This is a genomic window from Sinorhizobium sp. FG01 (assembly GCF_002531875.1).
Classification (GTDB): Bacteria; Pseudomonadota; Alphaproteobacteria; order Rhizobiales; family Rhizobiaceae; genus Sinorhizobium; species Sinorhizobium fredii_C.
The window spans coordinates 52,056-66,552 of sequence record NZ_NWTB01000006.1; the positions used below are offsets into that span (position 1 = coordinate 52,056).

The window sequence follows — 14,497 nt, forward strand, 5'->3', positions numbered from 1 at the left end:
GAACTTCTCATTCGACTGGATGGGTTGGTCTCTTGTTTCAGAGCGGCGTTAACCGCTTCTCTCCAGCTATCGGGGACCCCTCCCTCTGGGCTTCTTTGCCCTCTGCGTATATCATGGAGACATCAGAAGAGTCCTATGCGTTTCCGATCTAGAGTGCTGGATTGGATTCGGCGCTGTCGAGCTGAACATGACTTGAGTGCGCGTGCGTGATACGTCCGTACCTTTCGGCGCTCAAGACTGCAAGAATGACTGCACAAATCGATATGTTTTCCGACGATGTTGTCGCTCGACCCGAGAAGGCTGCGCGGGCGCTGCATCATAAGCGATCCACACCGCCGGCAGCGGTTGAAGAGGCAATGGCAGCCCATTTGATCTCTACAGGGCGGTATCGCATTCTGAGGAACTCGAACCCCGCCCGGTCATCACAAGCGTTCGGCCTGAATTTCCGCTGAAGGGCGTCATCCTCGACACCGAAACAACCCGGCTCAACCATCGCAAGGATGAGATCATCGAAATAGGGGCAATTGCCTTCACGTTTGACGAGCGTGGCAACATCGGCGACGTCACTGGCCTCTATGGTGGTTTGCGGCAGCCGAGCATTTCCATTCCTGGCGAAATCACCAGGCTGACAGGCATCACCGATGAGATGGTGGCCGGACAGCTCATCGACATGAGGGCATTGGGAACGCTAATCGCCCCGCCGACCTGGTCATCGCTCATAACGCGGGTTTGACCGCCCGTTTTGCGATGCTTTTTCGTCGACTTTTTCAGGCAAGGCATAGGCCTGTTCCAACTCCGAGATCGACTGGTCCTCACGTGGATTCGAGGGAGCGAAACTCGGCTAACTGCTTGGCCAGGCTCGCTTCTTTCATGATGGCCATGGAGCGGTCGACGACTGCTTTGCTCCGCTGGAAGCACTCGCTCGGGAAACAGCTTCCCACTCCACGACAGCATTTGCGGAGCTCTACAGCACAAGTCAGCGCTCACGGGTGCGCATTTTTGCCGAGAACAGCCCCTTCGACATGAAGGATCACCTCAAGGCCCGCGGTTACCGGTGGTCGGACGGGAGCGACGTGCGCCCGAAATCCTGGTGGATCGAGGTCAATGAACCGGAACTGGAAGGCGAACTGCGGTATCTCAGGTCCGAAATCTATCGATACCCTGAGGCAGACCCACCAACCAAGTACCTCACTGCTTTCGATCGGTTAGGGCCTGATGGCTGTAACGCATGTGTCCCAAAGACTGTTGCGGCTGATGCATACCTGCACGGCATAAACTCTGGCGGACGGCGCTTGTCGCAGTATGATCATTTTCATCGAAGCGATGCTCCCTCCCGCAACGCTTCGAATTTCAGACGGCCCACTCCTCCTCCCAGTAGGACGTCTGTTGGAACAGCGGCACTCCTCCTCCCAAGTCGCTGCTCGGTTCTTTTAGGAAAGCCTGCCGCACCTCCTCCCGCGGCAGGCTTTTTTATTTCGGGCCGATGCCCGTCAGAGTCCGAGGTCAAGTTGGGACTGTGATTGCGCATCACTGATTTCGGAGGCCGTCAGCGTTGAAAGCGCGACACCGAGCAGCCTCACAGGTCGCTTGAATGGATAGACGGTTGCCAAGAGGTCCGACGCCGCAGCAAGGATTTCAGGAATGCCCGCAAACGCTACTGACCCGGTCCGGCTCCGCGTCGCCAAGGTGAAGTCCGAGTATTTGATTTTCACGGTGACCGTCTTGCCGCTGATGCCTTGCGCCTCGCAATAGCGCCAGACCTTCTCTGCGAGCGGTTTCAGTTCCGCGGTCGCCAGATCGAGATCATTGATGTCCTCGACGAAGGTATCCTCCGCGCCCACGGACTTGCGGATCCGGTTGGGCTTCACCTGGCGCTCATCGATGCCGCGGGCGATGCCATAGAAATACGGACCCGACTTCCCGAAATGCTCCACCAGGAATTCAAGCGTCTTCTCCTTGAGATCGAGTCCGGTCTCGATGCCATATTTCCGCATGCGCTCCGCAGTCGCCGGCCCGACCCCATGGAATTTCTTGACGGGGAGGGCCTCGACGAAGGCCGGTCCGTTCTTCGGCGTGATCACTGCCTGGCCGTTGGGTTTGTTGAGGTCGCTTGCCATCTTGGCGAGGAACTTGTTGTAGGAGATGCCGGCCGACGCGTTGAGGCCGGTGACGGCCTTGATCTTGGCACGGATCTCCAGCGCGATCTCGGTGGCGATGTCCATGCCTTTCAGGTTCTCGGTAACATCAAGATAAGCCTCGTCAAGCGATAGCGGCTCGATCATCGGCGTGTATTCCGCAAAGATCTCCCGTATCTGCTGGGACACCGCCTTGTAGACGTCGAAGCGCGGCGGCACGAAAATCAGGTCCGGGCACTTTCGCTTGGCGGTGACCGACGGCATTGCCGAATGAACGCCATAGGCGCGCGCCTCGTAGCTCGCCGCAGCGACCACGCCACGCGCGGCGGAGCCTCCGACGGCTATAGGCTTTCCGCGTAAATCGGGGTTATCGCGCTGCTCGACCGACGCATAAAAAGCATCCAGGTCCACATGGACGATTTTGCGAATGGGGGTGGGGCTTATGTCGTTCATGACGGCTTCAGCGATGGCGAGGGGATCGGCGCATTACCGGAGGATCTGCGCCGAAACAAATAGGGAACATACCAGCCTTTACCGCGATATCAACTGTTCGACCGACCTGACCCACGCGCGCCCCGCGAAACTACGGACCGCCGGCCGCGTTGTCATCTGTGAACATCGACGATCGGGAGGCAGACGCCGGCGCCGCTCCTCGTACGACTGGAAGGGTCCGCGAAACCAATGGCTGACAATCTTTCGAAATACCGCGCCAAACGCGATTTCAAGAAGACCAGCGAACCGAGCGGTAAGGCGCAGGTCAAGCCATCGAACCGCCGCCGCTTCGTGATCCAGAAGCACGACGCCACGCGGCTTCACTATGACCTCAGGCTCGAGCTCGACGGCGTGTTCAAATCCTGGGCAGTGACCAGGGGGCCATCGCTCGATCCTAGTGACAAGCGGCTCGCTGTCGAGATCGAGGATCACCCGCTCGACTACGGCGACTTCGAAGGCACGATCCCCAAGGGTCAATATGGCGGCGGCACGGTCATGCTATGGGATCGCGGCTACTGGGAGCCGGAGGGTAGGAAGTCACCTGAAGAGGCCCTGAGGAAGGGCGACTTCAAGTTCACGCTTCTTGGCAAGCGGCTGCATGGCAGCTTCGTCCTAGTTCGGATGCGCAACGATCGCGATGGCGGCAAACGGACCAACTGGCTGCTGATCAAGCATCGTGACGAACATTCGGTTGAGGAGAACGGCGCGGCGATCCTCGAGGAGAACGCGACTTCCGTCGCCTCCGGCCGCGGCATGGAGCAGATCGCGGAAGGCAAGGGCCGCAAGCCACGACCGTTCATGATGGCGAATGCGGATGTAGAAGCGGATGCCGTCTGGGACAGCAAGCACGGTCTGGCGGCTGACGAGCGCAAGAAGAGATCGCGCAAGAATATCGCGACTTCCACGACAGTCGACCTGCCGGGCTTCGTCGCGCCGCAGCTCTGCGAGACGCTTGCGCGGCCGCCGGCCGGCGACGACTGGCTGCATGAGATCAAGTTCGACGGTTATCGGATCCAGATGCGCGTCGCCCAGGGCAAGGTGACGCTGAAGACGCGCAAGGGTCTCGACTGGACCGCGAAATATCCAGAGATCGCCGATGCTGCATCCGAATTGCCCGATTGCATCATCGATGGCGAAATCTGCGCCCTGGACGACAATGGTGCACCCGATTTCGCAGCACTCCAGGCCGCGCTCTCGGAAGGCAAGACCGCTAACCTTGTCTACTTCGCCTTCGACCTGCTCTTCGGTGGCGGCGAGGACTTGAGGTCGATGCGATTGATCGAGCGGAAGAAGCGGCTCGAAGACTTCCTCGCTGCCGGGAGCGATGATCCGCATATCCGCTACGTCGAACACTTCGAATCCGGCGGTGACGCGGTGCTGCGCTCCGCCTGCAAGCTGTCGCTCGAAGGTATCGTCTCCAAGCAGATGGATGCGCCCTATCAGTCGGGCCGCACCGATACCTGGGCAAAGTCGAAATGCCGGGCTGGTCATGAGGTGGTGATCGGTGGCTATGCCAGGACCAACGGCAAGTTTCGATCTCTTCTGGTCGGCGTTCACCGCGGCGATCACTTCGTCTACGTCGGCCGGGTCGGCACGGGCTTCGGCGCCGCGAAGGTCGAGCGGTTCGTCCCCAAGCTGAAGGCGTTGGAAACATCGAAGTCACCCTTCACCGGGATCGGTGCGCCGAAAAAGGAGAAGGAAGTCACCTGGCTGAAACCGGAGCTCGTTGCCGAGATCGAGTTCGCCGACTGGACGGCCGACGGCCTAGTTCGTCAGGCAGCCTTCAAGGGTCTGCGCGAAGACAAGCCAGCCGCGGAGGTCGACACCGAACGGCCGGCAACACCCACCAAGACAGACACACCCGAGCCGGCGCCGAGCGCAAAGACGAGGGCTGTCCGCCGCAAAGGCGCGAAGGCAGAGGTGATGGGCGTCCTCATCTCCAGTCCCGACAAGGCGCTCTGGTCGGACGCCGGCGATGGCGAACCGGTCACAAAGGAGGACCTTGCCCGCTATCATGAAGCTGTCGGCACCTGGCTCATCGAGCATATCAGGGGCAGGCCCTGCTCGATCATTCGGGCGCCGGACGGCATTGGCGGCGAGCAATTTTTTCAGCGACATGCGATGCCCGGCACGTCCAACCTGCTCGAGCTGGTGAAAGTCTTCGGCGACAAGAAGCCCTACCTTCAGATCGACCGGATCGAGGGGCTCGCGGCGATCGCCCAGATCGGCGGTATCGAATTGCATCCGTGGAACTGCGAGCCCGGCAAGCCGGAAGTGCCTGGTCGTCTGGTGTTCGATCTCGATCCTGGTCCCGACGTCCCGTTTGCTGCTGTGACCGCGGCCGCGCGCGAGATGCGCGTTCGCCTCGACGCGCTCGGCCTCGTCAGCTTCTGCAAAACCACAGGCGGCAAGGGATTGCATGTCGTCACGCCATTCACTGTGAATAAGCGCAAGCCTCTGTCGTGGACGGAGGCCAAGGGTTTCGCGCATGACGTTTGCGAGCAAATGGCGCGCGATAATCCCGATCTTTATCTCATCAAGATGAGCAAGAGCCTCAGGAGTGGGAGGATCTTTCTCGACTATCTCCGCAACGATCGCATGGCGACCGCCGTGGCGCCGCTGTCGCCGCGCGCGCGGCCCGGCGCCACTGTCTCGATGCCGCTCAACTGGACACAGGTGAAGTCCGATCTCGACCCGAAGCGCTTTACCGTTCGCACCGTGCCTGCGCTGCTTGCGAAAACCACTGCCTGGCAGGACTATTGTGATGGCGAGCGGCCGCTCGAACAGGCGATCAAGCGCCTTGGAAAATCCAGACGGGCCGCGTGAGCACTAGGTGCCGCCCGGGTCATGACCGATGGATGAAGAAACGAAAGACCAGCCTTCCAGGCCCGCCCGTGTGGGTGCGACGACCGACCTGCCGCATGACCGAATAACGGTGGCACGGTTTCGGGAGGCGTTCCCGCGGGCGCGCTGGAGCGACAGGCTGAATGCCTGGTTCGTTCCGGGCCGCACCGCCGAAAAGCGCATCAGCCGCTGGCTGGCCGAGATGGAGGCGGAGGCCGATAGATTCGCTGATGAGAAGGGCAGGGACGCGTTCGCCTTCGATCCGATCGAAAGCCGCTATCTCGAGGCGACGACCGCCACGTTACAGATCCAGACGCCCTATTCACGGACGGTCGTCAACGAGATCCGGGAAATTCCGTATGCACGCTGGGACGCCGATCGCCGGCTATGGACCGTCCCTTACCGCTCGTTCAATGAACTCCGGAAGCGATGGCCCACGATCGAGGCGGCGGCGGAGCGCAGTGAGCCGGAAGCACGGCAGGCACGGCGCGAAACGATCAAGGGAACGCAAGAAGACGAGGCATCCAAGGCGAGGATGAAGGAGCGCCGTCGGAAACGCTATCCCGTTCCTGCCGATTATGCTCCGCCCTTTGACCGCGCCGTCGGCACGCATGTCGGCGTCGTTTTCTTCATCGGCACTGACGGCGAGCTGGCCGACCCGGCGACGATCAGCACGTTCTACTTCCCCGCCGAAGATGGCGAGGAATATGTGTGGACGTCGTGGCGATCGGGCTCGCTCGAAGAACTGGTGACGACCTGGCCCGCACGAACGCCGCCGAACGAGCGCGAGCTCGAACGGGGTTGGTGGATGCCTGATCTGGAGGAACTGCGCGTGGCGCGGCGCAACGCCAAATCAAGGCGACGGGCCAGAGAGCGCAACGACAAGAAGGAATGCTCCCGGTGAAAAATCAGCAAACCGCGCTTGAGGTCTTCCGGAGCCTGCCTCCCGTCGAGACGCGCGAACTGGCCGGGCTTTGGAAAGGACACGGCATCCCGACGGGGCATCCATTCGACGGTGTGCTCGAAAATCTCGGCTGGTTCGGCAAACGGTTCACGCCGGACATGCGCGCCGATGCCTTGCTGTTTCGATCGGGAGACCGGCGACCGGTCGCGATTGATCCGAAATGGATCCCGCTTCGGCTGGCGTTACGTTTTCACGAGGTCGGCAGAATGCGCGTGGCAAGCAACCTGTTTTCCTATCTCCAGCGCCGGCTGCGGGCGAGGGCCCCGGTCGCCTCCTTGAAGACGATGGTGTTTGGCGGCGTCGAGAGCGCGGCCTTGGTCTATGACCATCAACCCATTGTCGATCATTTCCGACGGATAGATGTGGACAGGATCATTGGCGCGATGACGATCAATGGTGACGATCGGATCTACTTCTTCGAACTCCAGCGCGTCGACGGACCTTGAAATGCGGGCAGCCGGTGATCATCTATCGCTCACCACCCGTATCGATGACCGCTTTTGCGAGCAACTGTTCTGCCGCGCGGTCGTCCGGGTCCGACAGGGCGCTCCCCGAAAGGGTCGAGCGCCCTGTTCTTTCATCGGGCCGCTTTTCAAATCTCGATGACGTCATACGTAGAACCATTTTCCTCCGTAAGGGTTCGCTTCGTCAGGAGGTCCAAGCTATGAAGCCTGAACAATTCCTTGAACGCTGGAAATCGGAGCATATCGACAGCGGCACGCAGCAGAGCGACGCGTCGAGGCTGGTCGAGGATCTTCTCGCTGATGCGGAGAAGGAGGGCATCAGTCGCGACATGCTGGTGGAAGCGGCCGGCGGCGGGCTCGTCAATTATATCGTCGGCGCTATCAAAGAGGCGGTCGAGGAGGAGCTCTGGTAGCGGTCATCCGCGGTCGGCTCGCCACCCTGCCTTTCAGACTCGCTCGCTCATGTCAAACACCGCGGCATTGTCCTGAACCTCGCGAAGGCCCTTGTAGGATGCGTGGCGCAGGCTCCCGTCATGGGTCCAGCCGCGAAACTCGATCTCCGCAATCAAGGTCGGCTGCGCGAAGATCAGGTTCTTGCCCTTGAGCGGCACCGCCGGCCGTTTGGTCTTGAGCCTGTCGAGAGTGGCGCGCAGGTATGCTGCGTCCTTCGTATTAAACCCGGTTCCGACCGAGCCGACATAAACCCAGTCATGACCTTTGCGGCCGGCGAGAAGAAGGCTGCCAAGCCCGCCGCGGGCAGTCAGCGACTGCTCGTAGCCGACGATCATGAAGCTTTCGCTCTGGACGCATTTGATCTTCAACCAGTCGCCGGTGCGACCGGAGCGATAGGGCCGATCCCGATGCTTGGCGATGATGCCCTCGAGGCCCATGGAGCAAGCCTTCTCGAGAAGTGCGGCGCCATCCCCGAACACTTCCTCGGACAACTGGATCGCGCCGGCGGAGCCGTCAAGAAAGTCTTCGAGCAGATGCCGGCGCACGGAGAGTTCTGTTCCTGTCAGGTCGTGGCCATCGAAATAGAGAAGGTCGAAAGCAAAACACACCGACTCCGTCGATGAACGCTTGCCGCCGCGTCCGCCGAGCGAGCGCTGCAGCGCCCCGAAATCGGACCGTCCTTCCTCATCGAGCACGACGGCCTCGCCATCGAGGATGGCGGTCCCGACACCGAGCTTGCTGGCGGCCTCGGCGATTGCCGGGAAACGATGCGTCCAGTCGTGGCCGCCGCGAGTGATGATCCTGACACCTTTCGGCTCGATATGGATTGCCAGGCGATAGCCGTCCCACTTCACCTCGAACACCCAATCCGGGCCTTTCGGCGGGACCGGCTTCAGGAGCGCCAGGCAGGGCTCGATGCGCTGGGGCATCGGGTCGAACGGAAGATTGGGTTGTGCCGGATTGCGCGGCCGGGCCGGTTTGGACTTAGCGACGGAATCGTCCTGCAGCAAAGGTTTGGCACGACGGCTCATTTGGTCACCCGTTTCTCAGTCGCGACTGACTTCCGCAAAGCGTCCATGATGTTGACGACATTGCTCGGCGACGACGAAGGTGCCACCTTGCTCTTGCCCTTCTGCGGCTTCGACGCCTTCTTCTCGGCCGCGATTATCTCCAGCAGGCGCGCATGCGGCCGTATAAAGCGCCACCGGACAGGTCACTTCTCCGAACTTGATATAGCCTTTCCAATTCGCTCTTGGACCAACCATGACCCTGATAATCCCGACGCAACTCAAGCGATTCAAGCGAATCAGCGGCGAATCGTTCCGAGTCGAAACGAATCATTTTTCAATAACTTGGCTGCGATCGCGTGCTCGTTTTGCGAGTCCCACTAGAGTCCTGATTCGGTGCATCTTTTCGGGGCCACGCGCGTTTTCTTGGAGGAACAACCGCAAGGGAGTCTCGTCGTGAGCAAGCGCAAACTGATCGATACCGGAACCGACAAACGCTATGTCCGTCGCGACAAGGAGGGCAAGTTCAAGGAGAGCGACGACGTCTCGCGGTCGCTGGCGGCCGACGCCCGGCACGATGCCAAACATGAAACCAAACCGGGCCAGGGTGACAAAGGCGATCGCAAGCATTGAGCCCAGGTGAAGCCTCTCGGCTGGCCATCGGCTACTTTGTCGTGCCGTGCTTGTTCGCGCGCTCCTGAATGAGCGCGCATCGCTCGATCAGTTGATCAATCTATTCAGAATCTCCAAGCAGAAGGCCGTCATCGACCATTTTTGCGGAGTCCTCACTGAGCGCGCGGAGACCATCTTCGGACGGTGTCAGAACCAGATTGCCATTGACGGCGGCCGCTTAGTCGATCGGTGACCGGTCGGCCGCCAGGGCCGATCGAAACCAGCATAATCGATGCAGCGATGGTGATGGCGTTCGTGCGAGCAGCGGATGTCGGGCTCAGCGGCACGGAACTCAAGCCGGAAATCGATGGCAATGCCGCCGTCCTTGCTCGACTGGAGGCGGTCCGCGGCGCGGTCGCTTTCAAACTCGGACTCTGTGTAGATCCGGCAGAGGCGGCTTCGCGTACGCCGGCCTTACCGAAAATCGCTTTCGTCAGTACGCCTCGAAATCATCGTGTGGCGGATGGGCAAAAAATCGCTTCAACACAGATTGATCTGATCGCGCGAGGTGTGTCGATGGGTCGTCTCCACCATGCCTGCATAGTTGAAACGCTCCGACGCCCTCCCCCTGTTCTCCTCGCAGGTGACCTACATGCCCAAACCGAGGCCCTTCTTCAGCCCACGTGTGACTTCGTATTTGCAGCTGAGCTCTGCCCGCCCACAACAAGGCCATCGCCGCCACATTCTCGACCCGACGCTGGTGCGCCGGCCGTTTGGAAGGCTCGCATTGATCGTAATAGGCACCCCGTACCAGTGACGGCAACTGTGCCGAAAGACGGGCTGCAAGGTCGGCGGGCAGGCGATCGCGCACGCTGTGAAGAACGGCACTCAAGATATGCCATGCACGCTGACGGTCCGGCCCCTGATGTTCCATGATTTCATAGAGCCGGACATTGGTGATCTGAAGCGTCTTATCGAAGACGGCAACGCCGGAAGCGCTCATGGTCCCCTCCTGCTTTCATGTGATGATCGCCGAACCACAAGAATAGCATCGACGTTCCGGCCGCTATCTTCCGCCGCTTCAGGTGGACTGCCGCGGTATGCACGGGCGAGATCACATAGCCGGTCGCCGGATCCACCTGACACCATGGGGCGCATCGATGGTGTTTGGCAAAGGAGCCTCAACCGGACTGATCCAGGGTGGTCAGATCATTGAGAAAATCCCGGCACCAGCGCGAGACGTCGTGCTCCAGCAGGTGATCCATCATCGTCTTCCAGCGCTCCTTCCGCTCTTCTAGCGGCATGCTGAGCGCGCGCGCGATGGCGTTGGCGGTGCCCTCTATGTCGTATGGGTTGACGAGCAACGCTCCCCTTAGCTCGCGGGCAGCTCCGGCGAAACGCGAAAGTACAAGGACGCCAGGATCGTCGAGATCCTGCGCGGCCACATATTCCTTGGCAACGAGGTTCATCCCGTCCCGAAGGGGCGTCACCAGCCCGACTTTGCCAAGCCGGTAAAGTCCGGCCAGAATATGCCGGCCCACCGAGCGGTTGATATAGCGTATGGGCACCCAATCAACGGCGCCGAGAGCACCGTTCACCCTGCCGGCCTGTTCGGCAACAGTACGCTGCATGGCTTCATACTCGGGAACTTCGGAGCGGGACTTCGGCGTGATCTGTAGATAGGTGACACGACCCTGCTGTGCCGGATTGGCCAGGATGAACCGCTCAAACGCGTCGATGCGCTGCGTGATCCCCTTGGAATAATCGAGGCGATCGACACCGATGATCAGGCTGCGGTGTTCGATGCTTTCACGCGCTTTCCTGACGGTCTTGTTGGTCGATGCCTTTTCGGCCAACTCGGCAAAGGCCGCGGTCTCGATGCCGATTGCATAAGTGCCGCCCTTGAATAAGCGGCCATAGGCAGTGAAGCGGCCTCCGCCAAGTTCGTCGCCACTGCCTTCCCGCCTAAGACAGCCGGCGAAGTTCTCAAGGTCATGATCGGTCTGAAAGCCGACGACATCATAGTGCGACAGGCCACGCATGATCTCCTCGTGAACAGGCATGGTGAAGAGCACGTCCGCGGGCGGCCAGGGGATGTGAAGGAAGAAACCGATGCGGTTCTTCAGGCCCATCTGCCGCAGTTCCGCTGCCAGAGGGATCAAGTGATAGTCGTGCACCCAGATGACGTCATCGGGTTTGACAAGGGGCGCCAACCGCCGTGCGAAGAAGCGGTTGACGCGGAAATATCCGGCCATTTCCTTGCGGCCATATTCGGCAAGATCAAGCCGGTAGTGGCAGATCGGCCAAAGAACCCGGTTGGCGAAGCCGTGGTAGTATTCCTCGACATCGGTGTCGGTCAGATCCGTCAGAGCATAGTTGATATTGCCCTCCTGCAGTTGCGCAAGCGGCTCCGGCTCTTGCTCGCCGCCCGATTTTCCCGACCAGCCCATCCATATGCCGCCTTGCTCTTCGAGGGCGGCTTTCAGCGCGACCGCCAGCCCGCCCGCCGGGGCAATGCCGCCTTTGTCCGGAACGGGCACGCGATTGGACACAATGACGAGACGGCTCATGCCGGATTCCTTTCATGCATGAAAATATGTCAGGTGCTTAAATATTTTAGGAGGCCAATTCGGCGATGATGTCGCGCAGGGTATTGGCAGAGCGAATGGAGCCAAGGGCTTCGCTTGCGGGCAAATGCGATCCGATGCGGATCGAATAGCCGCCGAGCCGATTGGCCGTTCGAAACATCGCTTCGTCTGTCACATCATCCCCGATCGCCAGCGCGCGTCTGCCGGCGAAGGCTCGCTGCCCGAGAAACGCCGCGACCGCGTGGCCCTTATCGGCGCGGGCCGGACGGATCTCGATTACCATCTTGCCGTGCTGGATCGTCCAGTTTGGCCCTGCCCGGATCAACGCCCGCTCCATCAGCAGTTCAACTTCGAGTTTTCTGGCCGGCTCCAGCCGGTAATGGGCCGCGACTGCCGCTCCCTTGTCCTCGATTAGAACTCCCGCCCAGTTGGCAGTCTCGGCGACAAGATCGGCCTTCAGCCGCTCGAACTCCGCCGTCGCTGCGGCCTTATGTACGAAGCCGTCCGGATCGCGACGCTCGGCACCGTGAAGCCCGGCGACGGGAAAATGGGACAGTGAGAAAAGCTGGTCGACATAATCAAGAGCGCGACCGGTCACGAGCGCCAAGGCACCGCCGAGTTTTCTTGACAAGGCATCCAGATTCGCTGGCAGCGAAGGCGGAACGATCACGGCATCCGGCGTTGCGGCGAGGTCCAGCAAAGTGCCATCGATATCGAGGAACAGAGCCCAGTTGTCCAGATCCGTCGAGAGAGCGGAGAGAAAGTCCTCCCCTAAGGCGGCCTCCGAGGCGCTGAGAAGCTGCGTCTGGCATGACATGACGCTATGTCTACCTCAGATCGCTATTGCCGGCCAACCCCAACTTTCATCAATGACCGGCGATACTTGCGACTGCCGGCGAGCTCGTTTTCCTTGTCTTTGGCGCAATCGCCCAATTTGACCGACGACTGACCTCGAAGGACGGCATTGTCGCTGCAAGCGCCTCTAGACCTGAAGAAGGTCGAGGCTGTTAGCAGTCATTGCGCTCCGGATATCGCCTGGCCGGCTGGATGACGGCCCGCATGGTGATAGGCGACATCATCTATCTGGCAGCGGCGCTCGCTGGCCTTGCTTGCATCGCTGAAACGTTTACGACCCTATTGATCGTTATCAAGTGAGCCGGGGTTGCCTACCTAAGCTGGCTTGCCGTGCAGTGCTGGCGCGCAATCCCACGACAAAGCGGCCGGAGCGCGTTCATGTCCGGCATTCTCATTACGCTGGGCAATCCAAAGTCCGTCCTATTTATGTGTCCATTTTGCCCACGGTGATCGATGTTTCGACGGTGAACATGGCGGACGCCTTGCTGCTTTTAGCTGTCGCCTGAATAATCTTGTCGGTGCGCAATACCCCTTCGCGATGGCCGGTGCGCGGGCCCGGCACGCGCTGAGCTCTCCGCGCGATGAAGTTGATGAACCGCGTATTCGATATAGCCGCTCTTGCCTCTCCGCCGCTGGTCGTCGCCTTCGCGCGCGCCGGTACGGTGAAGCTCGATATTCTGACCGATCCGATCGGAACGACCGCCGACGGCCGGAAGATCACCCTCTCCATGCTTTGGCCGACCGGCGCCGAGATCGACGAGCCCTGGCGCAGGCTTCAAGTCCGCGCGACTCAACCTGATCGGCATGGGCATCCTGCCGTTGCGATTGCCCGCGGAGTTCTGTCCCGACCGGCTGAAGCTCCAGCTGGGAGACGTTGTCGAAGTTGCGGCGGATCCGGCGACGATTTCTCCGCGCTGCCCGGTGCCGGTGACGATCTTGAGGAAAGACGGCAGCAGTTTCTCGTTCGGGGCAGACGCGGCGGCCGGCGGTCTCCTGCCTTTCATCCTCGATGAAGTGCTGAGATCGCCCGGTAACGCAAAGTCTGCGAAAACTTCGCTTCAGTGACGGTTGCCCACCCGAACGGAGTCGGGCGGGACACGCCGGCGGTGCATGTCGCCGGCTGCGGAGGACCCGTGGCTTCTACGCTGCAGCCCTTTCGATCAGCGTCCAGAGCAGTTCCTTTTCCTTCGGCTTCAGATCGGTCAGCGGCGGACGCACCGGGCCCGGTGTCCGGCCGATGAGTTCGACGCCCGCCTTGATGATCGATACCGGATAGCCCTGCTCGCGGTCGCGCAAGGCCGCGAAGGGGAAGAAGAAGCTGTGCAGGATCTCTTCCATCGTCGCGCGATCGCCGGCACGCATGGCCTTGTAGAAGCGCTGTGCCAGTTTGGGCACGAAGTTGAAAACGGCCGAGGAATAGGTCGTCACCCCGACGCCGTTGAAGCCTTCGGCAAAGAGCTCGTGCGTCGGCATGCCGCCGATATAGCAGAGCCGATTGCCGAGCTTGGCGGTAACGTGGCGGACGAGATCGACCTTGCCGGTGCCGTCCTTAAAGCCGATGAGATTGGGGCATGCCTCGGCGAGACGGGCGACGGTTTCGGCATTGGCCACCGAGTTCGCCCGGTTGTAGATGATCACCCCCAGCCCGGTCGATTCGCAGACCGCCTTCACATGCCGGTAGATACCCTCCTGCGGCGCTTCCATGAGATAGTGGGGCAGCAGCAGAAGGCCGTCGGCTCCCGCCGCTTCGGCACGGCGGGCCGTCTCCCTGGCAAGCGCCGTGCCGTAGCCGCAGCCGGTAATGATCGGCACGTTTCCCGAGGCCTCCTTCGCCGCGCGTGTGACATCGCCGACCTCTTCCGGCGAGAGGGAAAAGAACTCGCCGGTGCCGCCGGCGGCGAAGAGGGCCGCCGCGCCGAAGCCGGCAAGCCACTCGACGTGGCCGCGATAGCTTTCGAGATTGAGGCTGAAGTCTTCTCGGAAGTGGGTGACTGGAAACGACAATAGCCCCGAAGCGATGCGAGACTTGATCTCATCTGGCGACAAAGGACCTTCTCCATGAAATGATATTATGTCATTTGCA

Annotated in this window: 13 protein-coding genes and 2 pseudogenes; 7 read left to right on the forward strand and 8 right to left on the reverse strand. The window is 60.8% G+C overall.

The features are described 5' to 3' along the window. Positions 1–245 precede the first annotated feature (245 nt). Positions 246–1,205 (forward strand): annotated as a pseudogene (locus tag CO656_RS10565) (3'-5' exonuclease); the annotation flags it as partial. Positions 1,206–1,490: 285 nt separating this feature from the next. Here the strand turns inward: CO656_RS10565 and dinB are convergent. Next, a complete protein-coding gene (gene dinB, locus CO656_RS10570; protein WP_097525719.1) occupies positions 1,491–2,588 on the reverse strand; it encodes a DNA polymerase IV in 1,098 nt (365 codons plus the stop codon). A gap of 228 nt (positions 2,589–2,816) precedes the next feature. Here dinB and ligD (CO656_RS10575) point away from each other — a divergent pair, with 228 nt between their 5' ends. From ligD (CO656_RS10575) to CO656_RS10590, 4 genes are all read left to right on the forward strand, one after another. Then, positions 2,817–5,453, forward strand: a complete 2,637-nt coding sequence (gene ligD, locus CO656_RS10575) for a DNA ligase D (RefSeq protein WP_097525720.1) — start codon at positions 2,817–2,819, stop codon at positions 5,451–5,453. 28 nt (positions 5,454–5,481) lie between these two features. Further along, a complete protein-coding gene (locus tag CO656_RS10580) occupies positions 5,482–6,375 on the forward strand; it encodes a hypothetical protein (RefSeq protein ID WP_097525721.1) in 894 nt (297 codons plus the stop codon). Continuing rightward, positions 6,363–6,881 (forward strand): DUF4334 domain-containing protein, encoded by a 519-nt coding sequence (locus CO656_RS10585; protein ID WP_097525722.1) that lies wholly within the window; start codon positions 6,363–6,365, stop codon positions 6,879–6,881. The genes CO656_RS10580 and CO656_RS10585 overlap by 13 nt, the downstream gene beginning before the upstream one ends. Before the next feature lie 218 nt (positions 6,882–7,099). After that, positions 7,100–7,312 (forward strand): DUF768 domain-containing protein, encoded by a 213-nt coding sequence (locus CO656_RS10590; protein WP_037418696.1) that lies wholly within the window; start codon positions 7,100–7,102, stop codon positions 7,310–7,312. A gap of 33 nt (positions 7,313–7,345) precedes the next feature. On the opposite strand, the gene ligD (CO656_RS10595) is transcribed toward CO656_RS10590, so the two are convergent. Both ligD (CO656_RS10595) and CO656_RS30780 read right to left on the reverse strand, forming a co-directional pair. Next, positions 7,346–8,383 carry a non-homologous end-joining DNA ligase gene (gene ligD / locus CO656_RS10595; protein WP_097525723.1) on the reverse strand — a complete coding sequence of 346 codons (1,038 nt, stop codon included), beginning with the start codon at positions 8,381–8,383 and terminating at the stop codon, positions 7,346–7,348. Next, a pseudogene (locus tag CO656_RS30780) lies at positions 8,380–8,532 on the reverse strand (Ku protein); the annotation flags it as partial. The pseudogene CO656_RS30780 and the gene ligD (CO656_RS10595), both read right to left, overlap by 4 nt. 283 nt (positions 8,533–8,815) lie before the next feature. On the opposite strand from CO656_RS30780, the gene CO656_RS10605 reads away from it, so the two are divergent. Further along, positions 8,816–8,992, forward strand: coding sequence for a hypothetical protein (locus tag CO656_RS10605; RefSeq protein WP_097525724.1), 177 nt, complete (start codon positions 8,816–8,818; stop codon positions 8,990–8,992). Between the two features lie 472 nt (positions 8,993–9,464). On the opposite strand, the gene CO656_RS30785 is transcribed toward CO656_RS10605, so the two are convergent. From CO656_RS30785 to otsB, 3 genes are all read right to left on the reverse strand, one after another. Then, on the reverse strand, positions 9,465–9,974 hold the full coding sequence (locus CO656_RS30785) for a DUF2267 domain-containing protein (protein WP_234819749.1): 510 nt from the start codon (positions 9,972–9,974) through the stop codon (positions 9,465–9,467). Positions 9,975–10,152: 178 nt separating this feature from the next. Next, complete coding sequence (otsA, locus tag CO656_RS10625) at positions 10,153–11,541, reverse strand: alpha,alpha-trehalose-phosphate synthase (UDP-forming) (protein ID WP_037418705.1); 1,389 nt, start codon at positions 11,539–11,541, stop codon at positions 10,153–10,155. Between the two features lie 46 nt (positions 11,542–11,587). Beyond that, on the reverse strand, positions 11,588–12,376 hold the full coding sequence (gene otsB / locus CO656_RS10630; protein WP_097525725.1) for a trehalose-phosphatase: 789 nt from the start codon (positions 12,374–12,376) through the stop codon (positions 11,588–11,590). A 368-nt stretch (positions 12,377–12,744) separates the two neighbouring features. Here otsB and CO656_RS30790 point away from each other — a divergent pair, with 368 nt between their 5' ends. Beyond that, positions 12,745–12,864, forward strand: a complete 120-nt coding sequence (locus CO656_RS30790) for a hypothetical protein (protein WP_234819750.1) — start codon at positions 12,745–12,747, stop codon at positions 12,862–12,864. On the opposite strand, the gene CO656_RS30795 is transcribed toward CO656_RS30790, so the two are convergent. Further along, positions 12,839–13,144: a hypothetical protein gene (locus CO656_RS30795; protein WP_234819761.1), complete on the reverse strand. Its 306-nt coding sequence runs from the start codon at positions 13,142–13,144 to the stop codon at positions 12,839–12,841. The two genes, CO656_RS30790 and CO656_RS30795, sit on opposite strands and share 26 nt — an antisense overlap. 410 nt (positions 13,145–13,554) lie before the next feature. After that, positions 13,555–14,460, reverse strand: a complete 906-nt coding sequence (kdgD, locus tag CO656_RS10640) for a 5-dehydro-4-deoxyglucarate dehydratase (protein ID WP_097525726.1) — start codon at positions 14,458–14,460, stop codon at positions 13,555–13,557. Positions 14,461–14,497 lie beyond the last annotated feature (37 nt).

Bases quoted from the DNA above. Each gene is read 5' to 3' on its own strand.
- dinB (WP_097525719.1), bottom strand. From the start codon at position 2,588: ATGAACGACATAAGCCCCACCCCCATTCGCAAAATCGTCCATGTGGAC.
- ligD (WP_097525720.1), top strand. From the start codon at position 2,817: ATGGCTGACAATCTTTCGAAATACCGCGCCAAACGCGATTTCAAGAAG.
- CO656_RS10580 (WP_097525721.1), top strand. From the start codon at position 5,482: ATGGATGAAGAAACGAAAGACCAGCCTTCCAGGCCCGCCCGTGTGGGT.
- CO656_RS10585 (WP_097525722.1), top strand. From the start codon at position 6,363: ATGCTCCCGGTGAAAAATCAGCAAACCGCGCTTGAGGTCTTCCGGAGC.
- CO656_RS10590 (WP_037418696.1), top strand. From the start codon at position 7,100: ATGAAGCCTGAACAATTCCTTGAACGCTGGAAATCGGAGCATATCGAC.
- ligD (WP_097525723.1), bottom strand. From the start codon at position 8,383: ATGAGCCGTCGTGCCAAACCTTTGCTGCAGGACGATTCCGTCGCTAAG.
- CO656_RS30785 (WP_234819749.1), bottom strand. From the start codon at position 9,974: ATGAGCGCTTCCGGCGTTGCCGTCTTCGATAAGACGCTTCAGATCACC.
- otsA (WP_037418705.1), bottom strand. From the start codon at position 11,541: ATGAGCCGTCTCGTCATTGTGTCCAATCGCGTGCCCGTTCCGGACAAA.
- otsB (WP_097525725.1), bottom strand. From the start codon at position 12,376: ATGTCATGCCAGACGCAGCTTCTCAGCGCCTCGGAGGCCGCCTTAGGG.
- CO656_RS30795 (WP_234819761.1), bottom strand. From the start codon at position 13,144: ATGGAGAGGGTGATCTTCCGGCCGTCGGCGGTCGTTCCGATCGGATCG.